General features: G+C 70.9%; 18 protein-coding genes. 5 read left to right on the forward strand and 13 right to left on the reverse strand.

The features are described from left to right. Positions 1-54: 54 nt before the first annotated feature. Positions 55-729 carry an HNH endonuclease family protein gene (locus IE241_RS07935; RefSeq protein ID WP_190020889.1) on the reverse strand — a complete coding sequence of 225 codons (675 nt, stop codon included), beginning with the start codon at positions 727-729 and terminating at the stop codon, positions 55-57. 607 nt (positions 730-1336) lie between these two features. On the opposite strand from IE241_RS07935, the gene IE241_RS07940 reads away from it, so the two are divergent. Next, positions 1337-1918 (forward strand): TMEM165/GDT1 family protein, encoded by a 582-nt coding sequence (locus tag IE241_RS07940; protein ID WP_190020890.1) that lies wholly within the window; start codon positions 1337-1339, stop codon positions 1916-1918. A 98-nt stretch (positions 1919-2016) separates the two neighbouring features. On the opposite strand, the gene IE241_RS07945 is transcribed toward IE241_RS07940, so the two are convergent. Beyond that, a complete protein-coding gene (locus IE241_RS07945; RefSeq protein WP_190021092.1) occupies positions 2017-2691 on the reverse strand; it encodes an HAD-IA family hydrolase in 675 nt (224 codons plus the stop codon). Between the two features lie 237 nt (positions 2692-2928). Between IE241_RS07945 and IE241_RS07950 the strand changes: the two genes are divergently transcribed. Continuing rightward, positions 2929-5028 carry an MDR family MFS transporter gene (locus IE241_RS07950; protein WP_190020891.1) on the forward strand — a complete coding sequence of 700 codons (2100 nt, stop codon included), beginning with the start codon at positions 2929-2931 and terminating at the stop codon, positions 5026-5028. A 316-nt stretch (positions 5029-5344) separates the two neighbouring features. Beyond that, positions 5345-7396: a bifunctional glycosyltransferase 87/phosphatase PAP2 family protein gene (locus IE241_RS07955; protein ID WP_190020892.1), complete on the forward strand. Its 2052-nt coding sequence runs from the start codon at positions 5345-5347 to the stop codon at positions 7394-7396. On the opposite strand, the gene IE241_RS07960 is transcribed toward IE241_RS07955, so the two are convergent. From IE241_RS07960 to IE241_RS07975, 4 genes are all read right to left on the reverse strand, one after another. Further along, complete coding sequence (locus tag IE241_RS07960) at positions 7380-8093, reverse strand: hypothetical protein (RefSeq protein ID WP_190020893.1); 714 nt, start codon at positions 8091-8093, stop codon at positions 7380-7382. The two genes, IE241_RS07955 and IE241_RS07960, sit on opposite strands and share 17 nt — an antisense overlap. Then, a complete protein-coding gene (locus tag IE241_RS07965) occupies positions 8090-8647 on the reverse strand; it encodes a DUF6114 domain-containing protein (protein WP_229898905.1) in 558 nt (185 codons plus the stop codon). The genes IE241_RS07960 and IE241_RS07965 overlap by 4 nt, the downstream gene beginning before the upstream one ends. Before the next feature lies 1 nt (position 8648). Then, complete coding sequence (locus tag IE241_RS07970) at positions 8649-9269, reverse strand: DUF6230 family protein (protein WP_190020894.1); 621 nt, start codon at positions 9267-9269, stop codon at positions 8649-8651. A 263-nt stretch (positions 9270-9532) separates the two neighbouring features. Next, complete coding sequence (locus tag IE241_RS07975) at positions 9533-10765, reverse strand: cytochrome P450 (RefSeq protein WP_190020895.1); 1233 nt, start codon at positions 10763-10765, stop codon at positions 9533-9535. Between the two features lie 253 nt (positions 10766-11018). On the opposite strand from IE241_RS07975, the gene IE241_RS07980 reads away from it, so the two are divergent. Both IE241_RS07980 and IE241_RS07985 read left to right on the forward strand, forming a co-directional pair. Continuing rightward, complete coding sequence (locus IE241_RS07980; RefSeq protein ID WP_190020896.1) at positions 11019-12188, forward strand: steroid 3-ketoacyl-CoA thiolase; 1170 nt, start codon at positions 11019-11021, stop codon at positions 12186-12188. Positions 12189-12268: 80 nt separating this feature from the next. Next, positions 12269-12712 carry a GNAT family N-acetyltransferase gene (locus IE241_RS07985; protein ID WP_190020897.1) on the forward strand — a complete coding sequence of 148 codons (444 nt, stop codon included), beginning with the start codon at positions 12269-12271 and terminating at the stop codon, positions 12710-12712. Between the two features lie 36 nt (positions 12713-12748). Here the strand turns inward: IE241_RS07985 and IE241_RS07990 are convergent, their stop codons facing one another. The 7 genes from IE241_RS07990 to IE241_RS08020 form a co-directional block, all read right to left on the reverse strand. Further along, positions 12749-14035 (reverse strand): phosphatidylserine decarboxylase family protein, encoded by a 1287-nt coding sequence (locus tag IE241_RS07990; RefSeq protein ID WP_190020898.1) that lies wholly within the window; start codon positions 14033-14035, stop codon positions 12749-12751. Between the two features lie 187 nt (positions 14036-14222). After that, entirely contained in the window at positions 14223-14678 is a 456-nt protein-coding gene (locus tag IE241_RS07995; RefSeq protein ID WP_190020899.1) for an NUDIX hydrolase, read from the reverse strand. Beyond that, the gene (locus IE241_RS08000) at positions 14675-15175 is read right to left on the reverse strand and encodes a hypothetical protein (protein ID WP_190020900.1); all 501 of its coding nucleotides are present in this window, start codon (positions 15173-15175) and stop codon (positions 14675-14677) included. The genes IE241_RS07995 and IE241_RS08000 overlap by 4 nt, the downstream gene beginning before the upstream one ends. Positions 15176-15269: 94 nt before the next feature. Next, the gene (locus tag IE241_RS08005) at positions 15270-15494 is read right to left on the reverse strand and encodes a DUF397 domain-containing protein (protein WP_190020901.1); all 225 of its coding nucleotides are present in this window, start codon (positions 15492-15494) and stop codon (positions 15270-15272) included. Positions 15495-15606: 112 nt separating this feature from the next. Beyond that, a complete protein-coding gene (locus IE241_RS08010; RefSeq protein WP_308433653.1) occupies positions 15607-16455 on the reverse strand; it encodes a helix-turn-helix domain-containing protein in 849 nt (282 codons plus the stop codon). Next, a complete protein-coding gene (locus tag IE241_RS08015) occupies positions 16437-16946 on the reverse strand; it encodes a DUF6879 family protein (protein ID WP_190020902.1) in 510 nt (169 codons plus the stop codon). Before IE241_RS08015 ends, IE241_RS08010 begins: the two co-directional genes overlap by 19 nt. Beyond that, positions 16933-17148 (reverse strand): hypothetical protein, encoded by a 216-nt coding sequence (locus IE241_RS08020; protein WP_190020903.1) that lies wholly within the window; start codon positions 17146-17148, stop codon positions 16933-16935. Before IE241_RS08020 ends, IE241_RS08015 begins: the two co-directional genes overlap by 14 nt. Between the last annotated feature and the right edge of the window lie 125 nt (positions 17149-17273).

Here is a 17273-nt window from a genome sequence, read left to right on the forward strand (position 1 = left end):
TCCGGATATCGATCCGGACCGCCCCACTGTGTGAAATCCGCCTCAGCGGCCGCCTCAGCAGCCGTTGAGGACGGCCGTCAGCTTGTCCTTCTCGGCGGAGTCGACGGTCAGCTTGTAGTAGTGCTTCACCGTGACCCACATCCGCGCGTACGTGCAGGCGTAGGAGTTCAGCGGCGGCATCCACTGCGCCGGGTCCTTGTCGCCCTTCGCCTGGTTGACGCGGTCGGTCACCGCGATCAGCTGCGGCCGGGTCAGGTCGTTGGCGAACGCCTGGCGCTGCGCCGTGGTCCAGGTGTTGGCGCCCGAGCGCCAGGCCTGGGCGAGCGGCACGATGTGGTCGATGTCGATGTCCTGGGCGTCGTGCCAGGTGGCGCCGTCGTAGGGGGAGTTCCAGGTGCCGGAGACGGCGGCGCACTTGGCGTCCTGCTGCACGTTCTCGCCGTCGCGCTTGAGGACGACCTCGCGGGTGTTGCACTGCCCGGACTGGGTGATCCAGTGCGGGAACTTCGTACGGCTGTAGCCGTCCATGGAGCCCTCGGGGCTCACCTGCAGCTCGCCGAGGTAGCCGCGCACGGTCGCGGCGTCGGGCGGGGTGGGCGGGGCGGCGTGGGCGGTGCCCCCGCCGAGGGCGAGCGAGCCGACCAGCGCGGCGAGGCTGCACGCCACGGCGGTGCGACGCGCGTAGAGACCGCGCGCGGCGGAGGGGATGCGTATTGCGGTTCCGGACATGGGAACTCCCTGTGGAGTGGGGGGTCTTCGGCCGTCGCGAGCGGCCAGGATCGCGGCGCCCGGTTTCCTGGGGGTGGTCGCCAGGTAACAGGGTGACGACGCGATCATGACAAGGCAAGGGTCCGTTCACGTGACCTTGACCGCGATCGGTGCGGAGCTCCGGCGGATTCCTGACAGGTCGCCATGTGACCGTCGGTAAGCGGTCGTTCGGGTCGTTCGGGCGGTGCGGGTCGTTCGGGCGGGGGCGGGGCGTCCGGGCCGTGCGGGGCGCGCCGGTCACGCCGCCGGGCGCGTTCGTGGGCATGCTGCCGGGCGTGCGGGCGGTGGGCGGTCGGCCGGGTGTGCAGGCGGCGGCCGGGTGATCCGCAGGCCGAGGCGATTCGTCCGCCGGTCGCGTACCCTGTACGGAGCAGAAGGGGAGTAGCTCTTCGCCGGACCGTCGACATACTGCCGAGCTCGCCTCGGCCGGCGCCCGGAGGCAGGCGTTCACGCCCGCCAGCGAGACCTTCGGCCGCAGTGTCCACGACGCTGCCGTGCCGAAGCGACCCCTGAATGACTCAGGTCCCCTCGGTGCGGCAGCACCCCACCGACTGAGGGAATGCCTTCCGTGTTCAGCATCACCGTCGCCGCCCTGGCCTTCGGCGTCGTCTTCCTCGCCGAGCTGCCCGACAAGACCGCCCTGGCCGGCCTCATGCTCGGCACCCGCTACCGCGCGAGCTACGTCTTCGCCGGGGTCGCCGCCGCCTTCGCCGTGCACGTCGCGCTCGCCATCGCCGCCGGCAGCGTCCTGACGCTGCTGCCGCACCGCCTCGTCCAGTGCGTGGTCGGCCTGCTCTTCCTCGCGGGCGCGATCATGCTCCTGTTCAAGAAGGACGAGGACGACGAGGAGCTGCGCAAGCCCGCCGACCAGTCCTTCTGGAAGGTCTCGGGGGCCGGCTTCATGCTGATCCTCGTCGCGGAGTTCGGCGACCTCACCCAGATCATGACCGCCAACCTCGCCGCCCGCTACGACGACCCCCTGTCGGTGGGCCTGGGTGCGGTGCTGGCCCTGTGGGCCGTCGCGGGCCTGGGCATCGTCGGCGGCCGCACCCTGATGAAGCACGTACCGCTGGCGCTGATCACGAAGGTGGCGGCGGTGGTGATGCTGGGCCTGGCGGGCTTCAGCCTGTACGAGGCGGTCGCGGGCTGAGCCGCCCGGCTCCCGCCCTGCCTGCGCCGAAGGGCCCCGCACGACCGCGTGCGGGGCCCTTCGGCGCAGGCAGGTGTGGGTGGTGCGGGTAGTGCGGGTCAGGCCGAGACGTGGAGCGTGATGCCGCCGTCCGCGGCCGCCTCCACGCGTATCCGGGTCAGGTCCGCGACGTGGACGTCCGGGCCGTGGGCCGCCGCGCGCGGGCCGACGCCCACCACGCGCATGCCCGCCGCCTTGCCGGCCGCGATGCCCGCCTCGGAGTCCTCGAAGACGATGCAGTCCGCGGGGGCGAAGCCCAGGGCCGCGGCACCCTTGAGGAAGCCCTCCGGGTCCGGCTTGCTCGCGCCGACGGACTCCGCGGTCACGCGGACCTCCGGCATGGGCAGGCCCGCCGCGCCCATGCGGGCCTCGGCCAGGGCGCGGTCGGCGGAGGTGACCAGCGCGTGGGGGAGGGCGGCGAGGGCCGCCATGAAGGCCGGGGCGCCGGCGACCGGGACGACGCCGTCGACGTCGGCGGTCTCGGCGGCGAGCATCCGGCGGTTGTCGGCGTGGTTCTGCTCCATCGGGCGGTCCGGGAGCAGCACGGCCATCGTGGCGTAGCCCTGGCGGCCGTGGACGACCTTCATCACCGCGTCGCCGTCGAGGCCGTGCTCGGCGGCCCAGCCGCGCCAGCAGCGCTCCACGACGGCATCGGAGTTGACGATCGTCCCGTCCATGTCCAGGAGCAGGGCGCGGGCGGTCAGCGTGGTCGTGGTGGGGGCGAAGGCCTGCATCGACGGCTCCAGGGCGCGGGAGAAAGGCAAGGCGGTCCCGCCCGCCGGTCAGGGAATACGGGCGGGACCACTTTGTTTCCTAACGATACAAAAAGTCCCACCCGGAAAGCCAATGGCCTATCCCGGCGGGCCGGACGGGGCGATCCGGACCACGATGGGAGTGCGCGTCACCCCGGCACCCCCCAGACCCCCGAACCCCAGATCCCCCAGACCTCCCAGGAGACCCGAGGAGCGCCCATGGTGGACGACACCCCGGGCCCCACCGTGGCCGCGGAGCCCGAGCCCCTGCCCGCGCCCGGCGAGGGGCAGCCACGGCGCACCGTCCTCGTCGCGATGGGGGCCCTGCTGCTCGGCATGCTGCTGGCCGCCCTGGACCAGACGATCGTCTCCACCGCCCTGCCCACGATCGTCAGCGACCTCGGGGGGCTCGAACACCTCTCGTGGGTCGTCACCGCGTACCTGCTCGCCTCCACCGCCGCGACCCCCCTGTGGGGCAAGCTCGGCGACCAGTACGGGCGCAAGAAGCTCTTCCAGACGGCCATCGTCATCTTCCTCGCCGGCTCCGTGCTGTGCGGCATCGCCCAGAACATGGGCGAGCTCATCGGCTTCCGCGCCCTGCAGGGCCTCGGCGGCGGCGGGCTGATGGTGCTGTCGATGGCGATCGTCGGCGACCTCGTGCCGCCCCGGGACCGCGGCCGCTACCAGGGCCTGTTCGGCGCGGTCTTCGGCGGTACGAGCGTGCTCGGCCCGCTCCTCGGCGGCCTGTTCGTCGACCACCTCAGCTGGCGCTGGGTCTTCTACATCAACGTCCCCATCGGCATCGTCGCCCTCTTCACCATCGCCGCCGTCCTGCACATCCCGGCCCGCCGCACCCCGCACCGCATCGACTACCTCGGCACGTTCCTCATCGCCGTCGTCGCCACCTGCCTGGTCCTGATGACCTCGCTCGGCGGCACGACCTACCCCTGGTCGTCCTGGCAGATCATCGGCCTCGGCGTGCTCGGTGTGGCGCTGCTCGTCCCCTTCGTACGGGTGGAGCGGCGCGCGGCGGAGCCCGTCCTGCCGCTGAAGCTCTTCCGGATCCGCACCTTCGCGCTCTGCTCGGTGATCGGCTTCGTCGTCGGCTTCGCGATGTTCGGCTCGATGACCTACCTGCCGACGTTCCTGCAGGTCGTACAGGGTGTCTCGCCGACCATGTCCGGGGTGCACATGCTGCCGATGGTGGCCGGGCTGCTGATCGCCTCGACCGCCTCCGGCCAGATCGTCAGCCGCACCGGCCACTACAAGGTCTTCCCGATCGCCGGCACGGCCGTGATGACCGTGGGCCTGCTCCTGCTGCACCGGCTCGACACGGCCAGCGGCACCGGCGAGATGAGCGCGTACTTCTTCGTCTTCGGCTTCGGGCTCGGCCTCGTCATGCAGGTCCTCGTCCTGATCGTGCAGAACGCGGTCGCCTACCGCGACCTCGGCGTGGCCACCTCCGGCGCCACCTTCTTCCGCTCCATCGGCGCCTCCTTCGGCGTCTCCATCTTCGGCACGATCTTCGCCAACAAGCTCGGGCCGCGCATCGCCGACGCCCTCTCCGGCGCGCGGCTCCCCGCGGGCGTCAGCCCCGGCAGGCTCCAGGCCGACCCGCGGGCGGTCTCCGCCCTCCCGCCGGGGGAGCGGGCGGGGGTCCTCGCGGCCTACTCCGAGTCGATCACCGACGTCTTCCTCTACGCGGTGCCCGCCGCGCTGGTCGCCTTCGCCCTCGCCTGGCTGCTCAGGGAGGAGCCGCTGCGGGGCAGCGTCACCGCGCCCGACACCAGCGAGGTCATCTCCAGCAACCCCGTCGAGCGCTCCTCGCGCGACGAGGTCGCCCGCGCGCTGTCCCTGCTCGGCAGCCGCGAGGGCCGCAAGAAGATCTACGAGGTGATCACCGAGCGGGCGGGGCTCGACCTGCGGCCCGCCGCGAGCTGGATGCTCCTGCGCATGAACCGCTACGGGTCCGTCGAACCGTCCCTGCTCGCCGAGCGCGTCGACATCCCCCTGCGCGCCGTCACCGAGGCCGCCGTCCAGCTGGAGGTCCGCGGCCTCGCCCGCCGCGAGGGCCTGCCCCTGGTCCTCACCGACGAGGGACGGCGCGTCGCGGGCCTGCTCTTCCGGGCCCGCGAGGAGTCCCTCGCCGACCTCCTCGGCAACTGGTGGACCCCGGACCGCCCGACGGACCTCGACGCCCTCGTCCGCGAACTCACCACCGAACTGTGCGGCTCGGACGCGGAACAGCCCCACGACGGGGACGCGCTCCCCAGACGGGACCACGACGCGCGACGGGACCGGGGGAAGAGCGGGACGTGACGCCCGGGCAGCCGCCCGTACATTCGGGCCGTGCACGGCCGTAGGACATTGCGGTGCGGTGCCTCCGCATGCCCTTGCCGCCACCGGTCGTCCCTCTCGTCACGTCGGGCCGCTGAGGCCCTTGGGGCCGTTCGGGCCGTTCGGGGCCGGAGAGATTACCCGCGCGGCCGCCCGCCCACCCGTGTCATCCCGCCACCCGAAGGAAGTTGTCAGGTGTCTCGACAGTGACCTGCGTCTCTTCTTCCGGACTCAGTAAGGTCTCAAAGAGCTCTACGAAGGTGACCGCGACAGGCGACTGGAGGAGGAGCTGCGGGGCGTGGCGAATGCACAGAGAGGCGGGCTGGGAAGTCCGCCGGGAGCGGGGTCGAGGACCGGTCTCGTCCTGGGTGCGCTGTGGCTCCTCGCGGGGCTGCTGGCCGTGCGTCAGGCCGCCGTGGTGCTGCGGCTGCCTCCCGAGCGGCGCTTCACCGACCTCGGGCGATGGATCGGTGACAACGGTGTCCTGCGCATCCGGGGCTCGCTCTACGACACGGACCGGTTCACCGGCACCCCCTTCTCGGGGCTCGTGCTCAAACCGCTGACGAAGGCCGCCGAGCAGAGCCTCGGCATCTTCTGGACGCTGGGCACGCTCCTGCTGGTCGTGGTCCTCGCGCTCGTCGCCGCCCGCTCCCTCCCCGGGCCGGTCCCGCGCCGTACCGCCCTGCTCGCCGCGCCCGTTGCCGTCATCCTCACCGTGCTCTCGCTGCCCGTGCGGAACACCTTCACGCTCGGGCAGACGAGCATCATCCCCGTCCTGCTGGTGCTCCTCGGCTGCTGCCTGCCCCGCCTCGCGCAGGGCTCCGGCCGTACGAGCGGCCTGCTCATCGGGCTCGCCGCGGCGCTGCAGCCCGCCGTGCTGCTCTTCGCCGTCCTGCTGTGGCTGACGGGCCGCCGCCGCGCGGCCGCCGCCACCGCTGTCACCTTCGTGGCCTGCTCGGTGCTCACGTGGGTGTTCATGCCGGACGACTCGTGGACGTACTGGGTCCACCACATCGCCGGCGCCGGCCTCGGCCACGCGCCCGACGGGCTCGCCAACCAGTCCCTGCACGGCCTGCTGCTGCGCCTCGGCCTGCGCGGCCCGGCCGAGCCGGCGCTGTACGGGCTGCTGGCCGCGGCCGTCGCCGTGCTCGGCCTGCGCCGCGCCGCGCGCTACGCCCTCGACGGGCAGATCCTGCTGGCGACCGCCGTCGCCGGCTGCACCGCCGTCGCGATCTCGCCGACCGCCTGGCAGCACCAGCAGCTGTGGATCCTGCTCGCGGTCGCCGGCCGGGTCGGCAAGCGCCGCGCCGACCGGCTGGTGTGGCCCGTACTCGTCGTCCTGGTGATGACGCTCACGAGCACCGTGCTGATGCCGGACAACCCGTTCCTGCGCCCCCTCGGCGACAACGCCCCGCTGCTCGCCGCGCTCCTCGCCGCCTGCGCGGTGCCCTTCCTCCCCCGCACCGCGGAGGACTGGGCGCGGCCCGCACCGACGCCGGTGACCGAGCCGCAGCAGGGCCGCTTCGCCTGGGTGCCGCTCCTCCGCTTCTGGAGGCGCCCGCTCACCCGGCCGAACGTCCTGCTGGAGCTGATGCTGATACGAGTCGGCTACTTCGCCTACGCGTTCATCCGCGGCCAGGCCCCGGACGAGCGCTCCCTCGCCGAGTCCCACGGCCGGCAGATCCTCGGCCTGGAGGAGTTCCTGCACCTCGACGTCGAGCACGGCTTCAACCGCTTCGTGGCGCGCACCGGCTGGCTCACCGACGGCATGAACTACTACTACGGCACCTTCCACTTCCTGGTGCCGGTGTCCCTGCTGGTCTATCTCTACGTGCGCCGCCCCGGCACCTACCGCTGGGCCAGGACCGCGCTGTCCCTGGCCACGCTGCTCGCGCTGGCCGGCTTCTGGTCCTATCCGCTGGCGCCGCCGCGGCTGATGCCCGGCCTCGGCTTCGTCGACACGGTCAACGGACCGCAGGACCTCGACAACCCCGACTTCGGGGCGCTGACGGAGCTGTCCAACCAGTACGCGGCGATGCCGTCGCTGCACATCGGCTGGTCGCTGTGGTGCGGCACCGTGATCGCCGTCGTCGCGCCCAGGCTGTGGATGAAGTGCCTCGGCATGCTCTACCCGCTGCTGACGTTCTCGGTGATCGTCGGCACCGCCAACCACTACGTGCTCGACGCGGTCGGCGGTGCGCTCGTCGTGCTGTGCGGGTTCGCCATCCAGTACGCGCTGAGCGGTCCGGGGCGGCGGGCCTTCGGCAAGGTGCCGGCGGCGCGCAGGGAGAGCGATCCGCTGCCTGCAGAGGGCACGGAGCCCCCCGGCGCTCTCAGCCGCTCACGGTGATCTGGGAGCCCGGGTCGGTGGTGTCGGTGACGTCGTAGACGGCGTTGAAGACCGACGACGTCGCGCTGGTCGGGCAGCCGAATCCGCCGGTGACCTTCACCGGGACCGCGGCGTTGGCGACCGTGAGCTGGGACGGAGCACCGTTGGTGTAGGTCGTGACGATGTCCGCGGGCGCGGTCGGTGCGGCCGTGATGGTGCAGTTGGCCAGGCCCTTGGACTCCAGGACGAAGCCGCCGGACGGGATGGTCAGGGTGGCGGTGGCCGGCGACCCGTACTGCATGGCCACGCCCCACGTGCCGGACGTGGTGACGGTCGCGGTCACCCCGGCGATGCTGGCGGTGCAGCCGGAGTACGTGGGCGGGTTGATGCTGCTGGAGACCGGGCCTGCGGGGTTCTGGTTGCCGGGCGCGTCCGGTATCCGGTTGTTGCCGGAGCCGTCCGACGGCTGCGAGCTGGAGACCGTACACGTGGCGGTCACCGAACCGGCCTTGAACGTGGCCTTCCCGTTGAGCGTGGCCGCGAAGGAGTGGCCGGCCGGGGTGACGGTGGTGGGGCCCGCGGCGACGGCCGGACCGGCGGACGGGCCCGCCTGGGCGCCCGCGGCACCGGTGAGGGTGAGGGCGGCGGTGGCGGCCAGCCCGGCACCGCAGGCGAGGAGGGCGCGGGGACGGAGTCTGCGAGAGGTCGCGTAGGTCATCGGGTCTCCTTGTGTGGGAGGTGCGCGGGGGGATCGGAGGGCGCCTGCACAGGCGGGGGCTGTGGCCCCGGCTCCGGCTGTGGCTGCGGCTGCGGCTCCGGCGGTACGGGAGGCATGGGGGGTACGGGAGGCGGCCCGTCCTGTACGGGGCCCGCCGGCGCCGCCGACGCCGGTACCGGCTGCCAGGCGAAGACCATGGCCCCGCCGATCACGCCGAGGATCGTGCCGAAGAGGAACCCGCCCAGGTTCGACATCACCAGCGCCGCGGCCGCGAGCATCACGGTCACCACCCCGGCGAGGGTCCGGTACTGCGGCGCGAACCACGCGCTCAGGCCCATCAGCACCATGACCAGGCCCATCAGGACCGAGGGGATGCCCGCGATCCCCTGATGGAGCATGATCTTCAGCGGCGCCAGCGGGATGGCGGCGATCTCCGCCCCTGCGAGCACGGCGGCGAGGCCGCCCCAGAAGGGCCGCGCCTTGCGCCACCGGCGCCACGCGGCCCACGGGCGGCGCCGGGGGCGGGTGGCGGCGGGCTCGGTGCCGGCCGCCACGTCAGAAGCACTCCTGCTTGCCCTTGAAGATGCTCATGTGCAGGCCGGCGAGCTTGAACGTTCCTGCGTTGGTCGCCCAGGCGACCTGCCGGACCTTCTTCATGCTGACGCGGTCGGCCTGCTGGGCGAAGAGGTCCTGCATGCCCTGGGCGCTGTCCGGGCCCTTGTCGAGGGTGGAGGCGTCGCGCCCGATCTCGATGTTCGTGAACTCGGCGTCGCCGCCCAGCTGGGTGGCGTCGATGAAGAGGTTGCGGGCCTGCACCGGGGTGCCGCTCCCGCCCGCCGTCAGGTTGAGGGAGATGTCCCCGATGACGGGCAGGTGGGTGACCACGGACTGGCAGAGCTTCGTCAGCTCGGCCTCCTTGATCGCGGTGACCGCCACGGGCAGCAGGTCGCCGCGCGCGTTGGTGTCCACGCCGCCGTACTGCGCGAAACCCTTGCCCTCCAGGCTGTCGGCCGAGACCTTGAACTGCTGGCCCGACACGGCGAACGAGGCCGCGAGGGCCCCTTCGGCGAGCGCGACGGCCAGCGCCGCCGTGGCCGCGAAGCCGGGCACGGCCAGGACGGCGAACCTGCGCCACCTGACCCGTCCCGTGACCGGTCTGCCTTGAGCGTCCTTCATGCTGATCGTCCCCTCGGAGAGCCTCGGATGAGAGCTGCCGGACGGGTGGCCGCCGTGTCCCGCCGCATCGCGCGGGTCGGTGCTGTGACGGGCGTGGGGCGTGACGAACGGCCTGCCCGGAAGGTGTACCCGAGAGTAAGTCCGCGGCCGTCGCCGTACAAGGTTCCGGTACGGACTATTCCCCTGCAGGCAAAGGAAATTGACGATGAATCAGCTACCGGCTACCGGCTACCGGCTACGGGTCGTCGGCCGCCGGCCGCAGGTCACCCGTAGCGGACCTTCAGCTCCTTGATCCCGTTCAGCCAGGCCGACCGCAACCGCCGCGGCTCGCCCTCCAGCCGGATGTCCGGGAGCGTGTCGGCGACCGCGTTGAAGACGAGGTCGATCTCCAGCGCGGCCAGCGACCGGCCGAGGCAGAAGTGCGGCCCGCCGCCGCCGAAGCCGAGGTGCGGGTTGGGGTCACGGGTGATGTCGAAGACCTCGGGGTCCGTGAAGACCTCGGGGTCGTTGTTGGCGGAGGCGTAGAAGATGCCCACGCGCTGACCTGCGCGGATGCGGGCGCCGCCGAGCTCGGTGTCGCGCGTGGCCGTGCGCTGGAAGGAGACGACGGGCGTCGCCCAGCGGACGATCTCCTCCGCCGCGGTCGCGGGGCGCTCGCGCTTGTAGAGCTCCCACTGGCCGGGGTGGGTGAGGAAGGCGTGCATGCCGTGGCTGATGGCGTTGCGCGTGGTCTCGTTGCCGGCGACGGCCAGCAGCAGCACGAAGAAGCCGAACTCGTCGGAGGCCAGGTTGCCCTCGTCCTCGGCGGCGACCAGCCGGCTGACGATGTCCTTCGCCGGGCACTCCTTGCGTGCGGCGGCCAGGTTCATCGCGTACGAGATGAGCTCCATCGCGGAGTTCGCACCGACCTCCTCGGTGATCGCCAGCTCGGGGTCGTCGTAGGCGATCATCTTGTTGGACCAGTCGAAGATGCGGGCCCGGTCCTCCTGCGGGACGCCGATGAGCTCGGCGATCGCCTGCAGCGGCAGCTCGCAGGCGACGTCGGTGACGAAGTCGCCGCTGCCGCGCTCCCGTGCCGCGGCCACGATCGCGGCCGCGCGCCCACGCAGGGCCGCCTCCAGGGAGCGGACCGCGCGCGGCGTGAAGCCGCGCTGCACGATCTGGCGGACGCGGGTGTGCTCGGGCGGGTCCATGTTGAGCATGATGAGCCGCTGGACGTCGATCTGGTCGCGGGATATGTGCTCGTTAAAGCGGATGATCGAGGTGTTGAGGGCGGCGGAGTAGAGGTCCGGGCGCGTGGACACCTCCTTCACGTCCGCGTGGCGGGTGACCACCCAGTAGCCGTCGTCGTCGAAGCCGGCGATGCCGTGGGGCTGGGCGTTCCACCACACCGGTGCGGTGCGCCGCAGCGCCGCGAACTCCGGGAGGGGAACGCGGTGGTGGTAGACGTCGGGGTCGGTGAAGTCGAAGCCGTCGGGGAGCGCGGGACAGGGCATCGGCCCCTCCATGTCTGACGGTGCGTGCCTGACCGTCTCTGACGGTCCATCAGCTATGTCCTGAAGGTAGTGACGGCGCCCGGCGGGCGGCAAGGGAGGGCGCGAGGCCATCTGTCGCGGGCGCAGCACGTGCGCGACTCTTGCGTACCGGGGGTAGCGCTCATAAGACTGCGAGCGAACGAGCGGAATAAGAACGTGTTCTTGTTTGCCGGGGGCGCCGGGACGCCCAGCGGATGCCACGAGAGGACGAACCATGGCCGCGGAACCCGTCATCGTCGAAGCCGTACGCACCCCCATCGGCCGGCGCGGAGGCACGCTCGCCAATCTCCACCCCGCCTACCTGCTGGGCGAGACCTACCGGGAGGTGCTCGCCCGCACCGGGATCCAGCCCGACTGCGTCGAGCAGATCGTCAGCGGCACGGTCACCCACGCCGGCGAGCAGTCCATGAACCCCGCGCGCACCGCCTGGCTGGCCATGGGCCTGCCGTACGAGACCGCGGCCACCACCGTCGACTGCCAGTGCGGCTCCTCGCAGCAGGCCAACCACCTCGTCGCCAACATGATCGCGGGCGGCGTCGTCGACGTCGGCATCGCGTGCGGCGTGGAGGCCATGTCCCGCGTCCCGCTGGGCAGCGCCTCCAAGCACGGGCCGGGCAAGCCCTTCCCCGACGAGTGGAGCGTCGACCTGCCCAACCAGTTCGAGGCCGCCGAACGCATCGCCCGCAAGCGCGGCCTGACCCGCGAGAACGTCGACGAACTCGGCCTCCTCTCCCAGCAGCGGGCCGCCCGCGCCTGGGCCGAGGAGCGCTTCAAGCGCGAGACGTTCGCCGTCCAGGTGCCGACGACGGAGGAGGAGCAGTACGCGGGGCAGGGCATGTGGCGGCTCGTCGACCGCGACGAGGGGCTGCGCGACACGAGCACCGAAGCGCTCGGCGGGCTCAAGCCCGTCATGCCCACCGCCGTCCACACCGCCGGCAACTCCTCGCAGATATCGGACGGCGCGTGCGCGCTGATGTGGGCGTCGAAGCGGATGGCCCGCGCGCTGAAGCTGCGCCCCCGGGCCCGTATCGTCGCCCAGGCGCTCGTCGGGGCCGACCCGCACTTCCACCTCGACGGCACGATCGACGCCACGCGCGCCGTCCTCGGCAAGGCGGGCATGTCGCTCCGCGACATCGACCTCGTGGAGATCAACGAGGCCTTCGCCTCGGTCGTCCTGTCCTGGGCCCAGGTCTTCGAACAGGACCTGCAGAAGATCAACGTCAACGGCGGCGCGATAGCCCTCGGCCACCCGGTCGGTGCGACGGGGGCCCGGCTCATCACGACCGCGCTGCACGAGCTGGAGCGGGCGGACAAGGAGTTCGCGCTGATCACGATGTGCGCGGGCGGGGCGCAGGCGACGGGGACGATCATTCAGCGGCTGTGACGGCGGTCATGGGCTCTCGCCCGGTGCGGTAATAGTCTCTGCCTCAGTAGATCTATTACTTCACCCGTACGGGGGCACAGGTGATCATCAGACGCGCCACGGCAGCGGACGCGGGACGGCTCACGGAACTGGTACGCGGCTCGGGCGCGTACCGGGGCGGCTACGCGGCCATGGTCGAGGACTACGAGGTCACCGCGGAGTACATAGCGGCCCACGACGTCTTCGCGGCCGAAGGGGACGACGGGACGCTGCTCGGCTTCTACGCCCTGCTCCTCGGCCCGCCCGCCGAACTGGACCTCATGTTCGTCGCGGACGCGGCCCAGGGACGGGGTGTGGGCCGCCGCCTGGCGGCCCACATGAAGGACCGGGCCCGGTCCGCAGGGCTGTCCCGCGTACGCGTCGTCTCCCACCCGCCGTCCGAGGGCTTCTACCGGAGCGTGGGTGCGGTGCGGGTGGGGACGGTGCCGGCGACGCTGCCGGGGGTCACGTGGGAACGGCCGGAGCTGGTGTTCGCGCTGGGGTGACGGCCCGGACCGTGCGTGCTGGCTGGCTGTCGGCTGCTAGCGGGCGCGTGCGATCTGCGAGTTCACGAAGACGGCGGGGCCGTCGTCCGGGTGCTGGTCCGGGTTGTTGAACGGGACGGTGAACTCGTCGACGATGCCCTGCTGGAAGACCAGGGCCATGCTGGAGCCGCCGTAGCTGAACCAGCCGAGCTCCTGGCCCCGCGTGACGGTGGCGTTCACCTCGATGCCCGGAGCCCAGGTGATCGAGGAGACCTCCTCCATGCCGATCACCACGGCGCACACCATGCGACGGCCCAGCTCGGGGCCGGTCCTGATGAACGCCAGGCCGCGGGTGCTGATGTTCGCCTGATACCCCTGGGAGTGGCTGAAGGTGGTCGGGTCGGGGCTCTCGGACTCGACGTGGCTGAACGGATAGCCCTTCACGATCTCCAGGTGCTCGATCGTCCCGTCCACCGGCACGTGCCACCGGTGGTAGGTGCTGACGGACAGGAACGCCTGGTACACGTCGCCGCCGACGAATGCGCTGACGTACTCGGACCTGCACTCCGGCCCGTAGAGCATGTTCTCGAGCGAGTACGGCTGGCCCTTGAGCCAGAAGTCGGAGCTCCTGGGCACGTCGCGCTCGATGTTGTAGACCGTGCCGTCGTTCGAGGCGACGATGACCGAGGGGTCGTCCTTGCCGGCGAGCGGCCTGAAGTCCTTCTTGATGGCCCGGTGGAAGAAGTCGTTGAAGGACTGGAAGCCCCAGTGCTCCTCGCCGCGGTGGTCCCAGCACTCGTACTCGTAGAGCTTGTTGAGCTCGACGGCCGGCTGGGAGAACCAGTCCCGCGCGTTGAGCACGTGCGCGCTCTCCCGGCTGTCCAGGTACGTACACCACTTCCCGAGAATCGCATCGATCCTCTCGCCGAACGCCTGGTTGCGGAACACCACCTCGCCCGACGGCGTCAGCCGCATGTAGCCGAAGAGCGCCGACATCGGCAGGAAGATCTGCTTCAGGGGATCCCGGTTGTAGGACGGTGCCCAGCCGACGATGACGTTGAGGTGCTGGATCAGCTCGTCGACGCTGCGGACGTGCCGGTGCTCCTCCGGAACCTCCTGGAGCATCTGCGACACGTACATCCGGACGATGCCGTCGGAGTGAACGAGCTCCGCGAACTCCCGCACGGAGGGGTCGAGGTCGTCCTTGAGGTCCGCCGCCCGCTGGGCGAGGCCCTTCTGGAACTCGTCGATCGCGAGGGGGTTGCGCGGCAGATAGCCGCCCACCCGCCCGAACGTCCTCTGGTAACGCGCGTGCAGTTCCTGTGCCGTGACGACAGCAGCCATGACCTCGACCTCGCTCCTCATCGAGCCCGGCCCCCGCGAACGGGAACCGCCGGAAGGACGCTGGCGAACGTACAGCGACCGTTCGGGAGACCGCATCGGCGGGAACCGGTCAGGGGGCGGGGGACCGTGCTGATCGGGCCATCGGGCCATCGGGCCACCGGGCCATCGGGCCAGGGAACGCGACGCGTCAGCCGGGGGTGATCAGCTGCCGGCCGTCGTGGATGCGTACGTGCGGCCCGTCGTCACTGAGGGCGTCCATCAGCCGCACCGCCTGGGCCTCCGCCATCCTCGCGGTCACCTCGTCGGGGGTCAGCCAGGACACGGCGAGCGACTCGTCGGAGGTGCGTTCACTACCGCCCACGGGGACGCATCGGAAGACGAGGGCGACGACACTACGCGCCATGTTCTTGTAGACGCCGGTCAGCCGCTGCACCTCGACCTCGATGCCGGTCTCCTCCAGCACCTCCCGGCGCACGCCTTCCTCCGGAGCCTCGTCGATCTCCAGAACCCCGCCGGGGAGCGCCCACTGGCCGTTGTCTGCACGCTTGATGGCCAGCATGCGCCCGTCGTTCCTTATGACAGCCCCGGCGACCGCGACCGAGTGCAGGGGCAGGGAGCCGGGAGCCGGGTCTGCTGCATTCATGGGGCGAGCCTAGAGGCGGACAGGCTGCCTGGGCCAAGAGGGCAGGACAGCTCCGGCTCGGCGCGGTTCGGGGAGCACGTCACCAGCGCCACCGACAGGAACAAGGCCCCTCGCAGGTACAACCCGAGCGAGACATCCCCACCCCGGGTCAGACGCTCGGCGGCGGAGGCAACGAGGACAACCATCCTTGTGGCGTCCCGGTCGTGCTCCGACGCGAACCGGGACGCGTGCTCGGCGAGCTGCTGCCCCAACCAGTCCGCGGCCTCCTTCGGCTCCTCCCACGTGCCCCGGATCAGCCGGGCCGGCTTCAGCAGCCAGTACGCCGTTTCGATCGGCGGAACGTCGGTCGTCTTCCACTCCGCCGCTGCTTCCCGGTACCGCTGCTGTACTTCGTCGGGGCTGGTGGCCGTCGGTGCCGACGAGGGCGCCGGACGGCGGACGCTCTCCTTGTCGAACGTCGTCTTCTCGCCGGTCCAGAGGTACCCGTGAACGTGCAACTGGTCTTCCCGTTCCGGAGCAAAGGAAAGGCGGCCTCCGTCCTCTCCGGGGAGCGGAGGCCGCCGGTCAGCGAACGGCAGTGAAAGCCGTGGGTCAGGCCGTGAGGTCGAAGCGGGCCGGGTCGATACCGGCCGCGTCCAGTTCCGCCGTGGTGAAGCGCAGCGGTTCCGCGCCGGGCCGCTTGCTGTCGCCCATGGCCCAGGCGTCGTCACCGATGCGGGCGAGCGTCACGCACGCTTCGCCGTCGGGGTGCGTGTTGCCCCCGCATGCTTTGGAGAACCGAGCGCCGTCGAGGGTGAGGCTGTACAGGTCGGGCATGATGTGCCTTCCTGATCGAGGTGGGCTACGAACACCGAGCCGGCCGTCGGCTGTGCGGCTGCTTCGTTGTCCGTGGACATTGGCACATCGTGGCCTCGCGGTGAGGGTGGTTCTAGCGTGTTTCCTGTTGAGGCAAGAACTCGTTCCGGATGCTCTCCGTGAGGGCTCTCATGCCGTCGCCGTACAGGGCGACAGCGGAGAAGCGTTCGAAGGTGTCGGCGTAGAGCCGAACGTCCCTCGGGTCTCGTGTGGTGACCTCGGAATGGAACGTCTCCACGATCACCAGGCGGTCATCATGGAGGCTGAAGCACGTCATGGGGAAGTCCGGCATCCGAGGGCCGACCGGAACAACTCCCAAGGAGACATTGGGCAGCCGGGACACCGACACCAGGCGGTCGAGCTGTAGCGCCATGATCACGGGCTCACTGATCAGCCACCGGAGCACGTGCTCGCAGACCAGGAAGTGGAAGGACCGGTCACGGTCGTACAGGGTCGCCTGACGCTCAATCCGGGCGGCTACGGTCCTGGCCCGGGACTCTGCGGGGAGTTCCGGGGGCAGGCTGAGCACCGCCGATGCGTACTCCGGTGTCTGGAGCAGCCCGGGAATGAGCTGTCCCTGAAACAGCTTGAGCGTTTGCGTGCCGGCTTCGATGGCCTGGATGGTCCGCTGGTGTTTCCACGGGCCCATGCGCCGCAGGACGCGCCATGCGGTCTCTTCTGTGGCCGCTGCCCGAGCAGCGGCAAGGAACTGTTCCTTGGCTTCCCCGGCGACGCCAAGGGCGGTCAAGATCAGGTCGACGTCTTGGACGGTCGGCCGGACCTTCCCGTTCTCGATCTTCGAGAGCTTGCCCGCAGACATGGAAGCCCTACGGGCCACCGCGTCACCCGTCTGTCCGGATGCGTCGCGCAGCGCCCGCAGGGCTGTCCCAAGGGAGTCAGTGGTCAGTGGTGCCGTTCCCAGTAGGAAGCAAACGGCACAGCGGCGGTGACGACCCGGTCGCGGTAGTCCCTGTACTCCGGGAGCCGTTCTGCGGGCAGCAGCTCGGCGCCGGCGAACCCACCGGCCTCGGTGTAGTGCATCCGGTACACGTCCCGGTCGTCGAAAAGCCAGAAGTCATGATCAGGCAGGCCGGTGACGGTCTGCTCCGACAGATCGATGATGCTGATCTCTTCTCCGGCCTTGATGTTGCCCGGGTACGCGGACAGCTCGTAAAGCAGATAGTCGGTCAGCGGGGACCGGAGCACGTGAACGCGGGACACCCGCTTGCCCTTGCCGGTCATCGACCGCACCCAAGGGTTGTCCGCCCACTCGGGTCCCATGTCCTCACCCGCGAGGAACCGCGCGAACTCCTCGCGCTCCTCCTCGATGTCGTACTCGTCCCGCGTCTCCAGCCGGAACGCCGTCCGCTCGAAGGTCTCGAAGAGACGGCCGAACTCCTCACCGGCGAGCACGGAAGTACTCCTCAAGCACAGCAGCCGGGACGATGACGGCCATTTCTCCCTCAGGCAGGTCGAGCTGCGCCAGCCGCTCCGGGTCGGTCTCGATGTACCCCTGGACGACGTAGCTCTCCTTGGTCTCCGTGCCCCATAAGGCCGGGCACGTGCCGTTCTTGCAGTCAGGGTCTCCGGACAGCTTCCGCAGCGGTGCGCCCATGGCTTCCCCTCGGTGTCGGTCGCGTCTCGTCGATGCTCCCGACCGCGTGGGATCAAGGTCAAGGGGACGGGCTTTCCAGAACGGGAAAGACCACCCGGTGCCACGTCGCGCAGGCCGCCTCCAGG

Source organism: Streptomyces hiroshimensis (assembly GCF_014650335.1).
GTDB classification, from domain to species: Bacteria; Actinomycetota; Actinomycetes; order Streptomycetales; family Streptomycetaceae; genus Streptomyces; species Streptomyces hiroshimensis.

What these genes read in the sequence shown, in the direction of transcription:
- IE241_RS07935 (WP_190020889.1), bottom strand. Translation starts at nt 729, where the DNA reads ATGTCCGGAACCGCAATACGCATCCCCTCCGCCGCGCGCGGTCTCTAC.
- IE241_RS07945 (WP_190021092.1), bottom strand. Translation starts at nt 2,691, where the DNA reads ATGCAGGCCTTCGCCCCCACCACGACCACGCTGACCGCCCGCGCCCTG.
- IE241_RS07950 (WP_190020891.1), top strand. Translation starts at nt 2,929, where the DNA reads ATGGTGGACGACACCCCGGGCCCCACCGTGGCCGCGGAGCCCGAGCCC.
- IE241_RS07960 (WP_190020893.1), bottom strand. Translation starts at nt 8,093, where the DNA reads ATGACCTACGCGACCTCTCGCAGACTCCGTCCCCGCGCCCTCCTCGCC.
- IE241_RS07970 (WP_190020894.1), bottom strand. Translation starts at nt 9,269, where the DNA reads ATGAAGGACGCTCAAGGCAGACCGGTCACGGGACGGGTCAGGTGGCGC.
- IE241_RS07975 (WP_190020895.1), bottom strand. Translation starts at nt 10,765, where the DNA reads ATGCCCTGTCCCGCGCTCCCCGACGGCTTCGACTTCACCGACCCCGAC.
- IE241_RS07980 (WP_190020896.1), top strand. Translation starts at nt 11,019, where the DNA reads ATGGCCGCGGAACCCGTCATCGTCGAAGCCGTACGCACCCCCATCGGC.
- IE241_RS07990 (WP_190020898.1), bottom strand. Translation starts at nt 14,035, where the DNA reads ATGGCTGCTGTCGTCACGGCACAGGAACTGCACGCGCGTTACCAGAGG.
- IE241_RS07995 (WP_190020899.1), bottom strand. Translation starts at nt 14,678, where the DNA reads ATGAATGCAGCAGACCCGGCTCCCGGCTCCCTGCCCCTGCACTCGGTC.
- IE241_RS08005 (WP_190020901.1), bottom strand. Translation starts at nt 15,494, where the DNA reads ATGCCCGACCTGTACAGCCTCACCCTCGACGGCGCTCGGTTCTCCAAA.
- IE241_RS08020 (WP_190020903.1), bottom strand. Translation starts at nt 17,148, where the DNA reads ATGGGCGCACCGCTGCGGAAGCTGTCCGGAGACCCTGACTGCAAGAAC.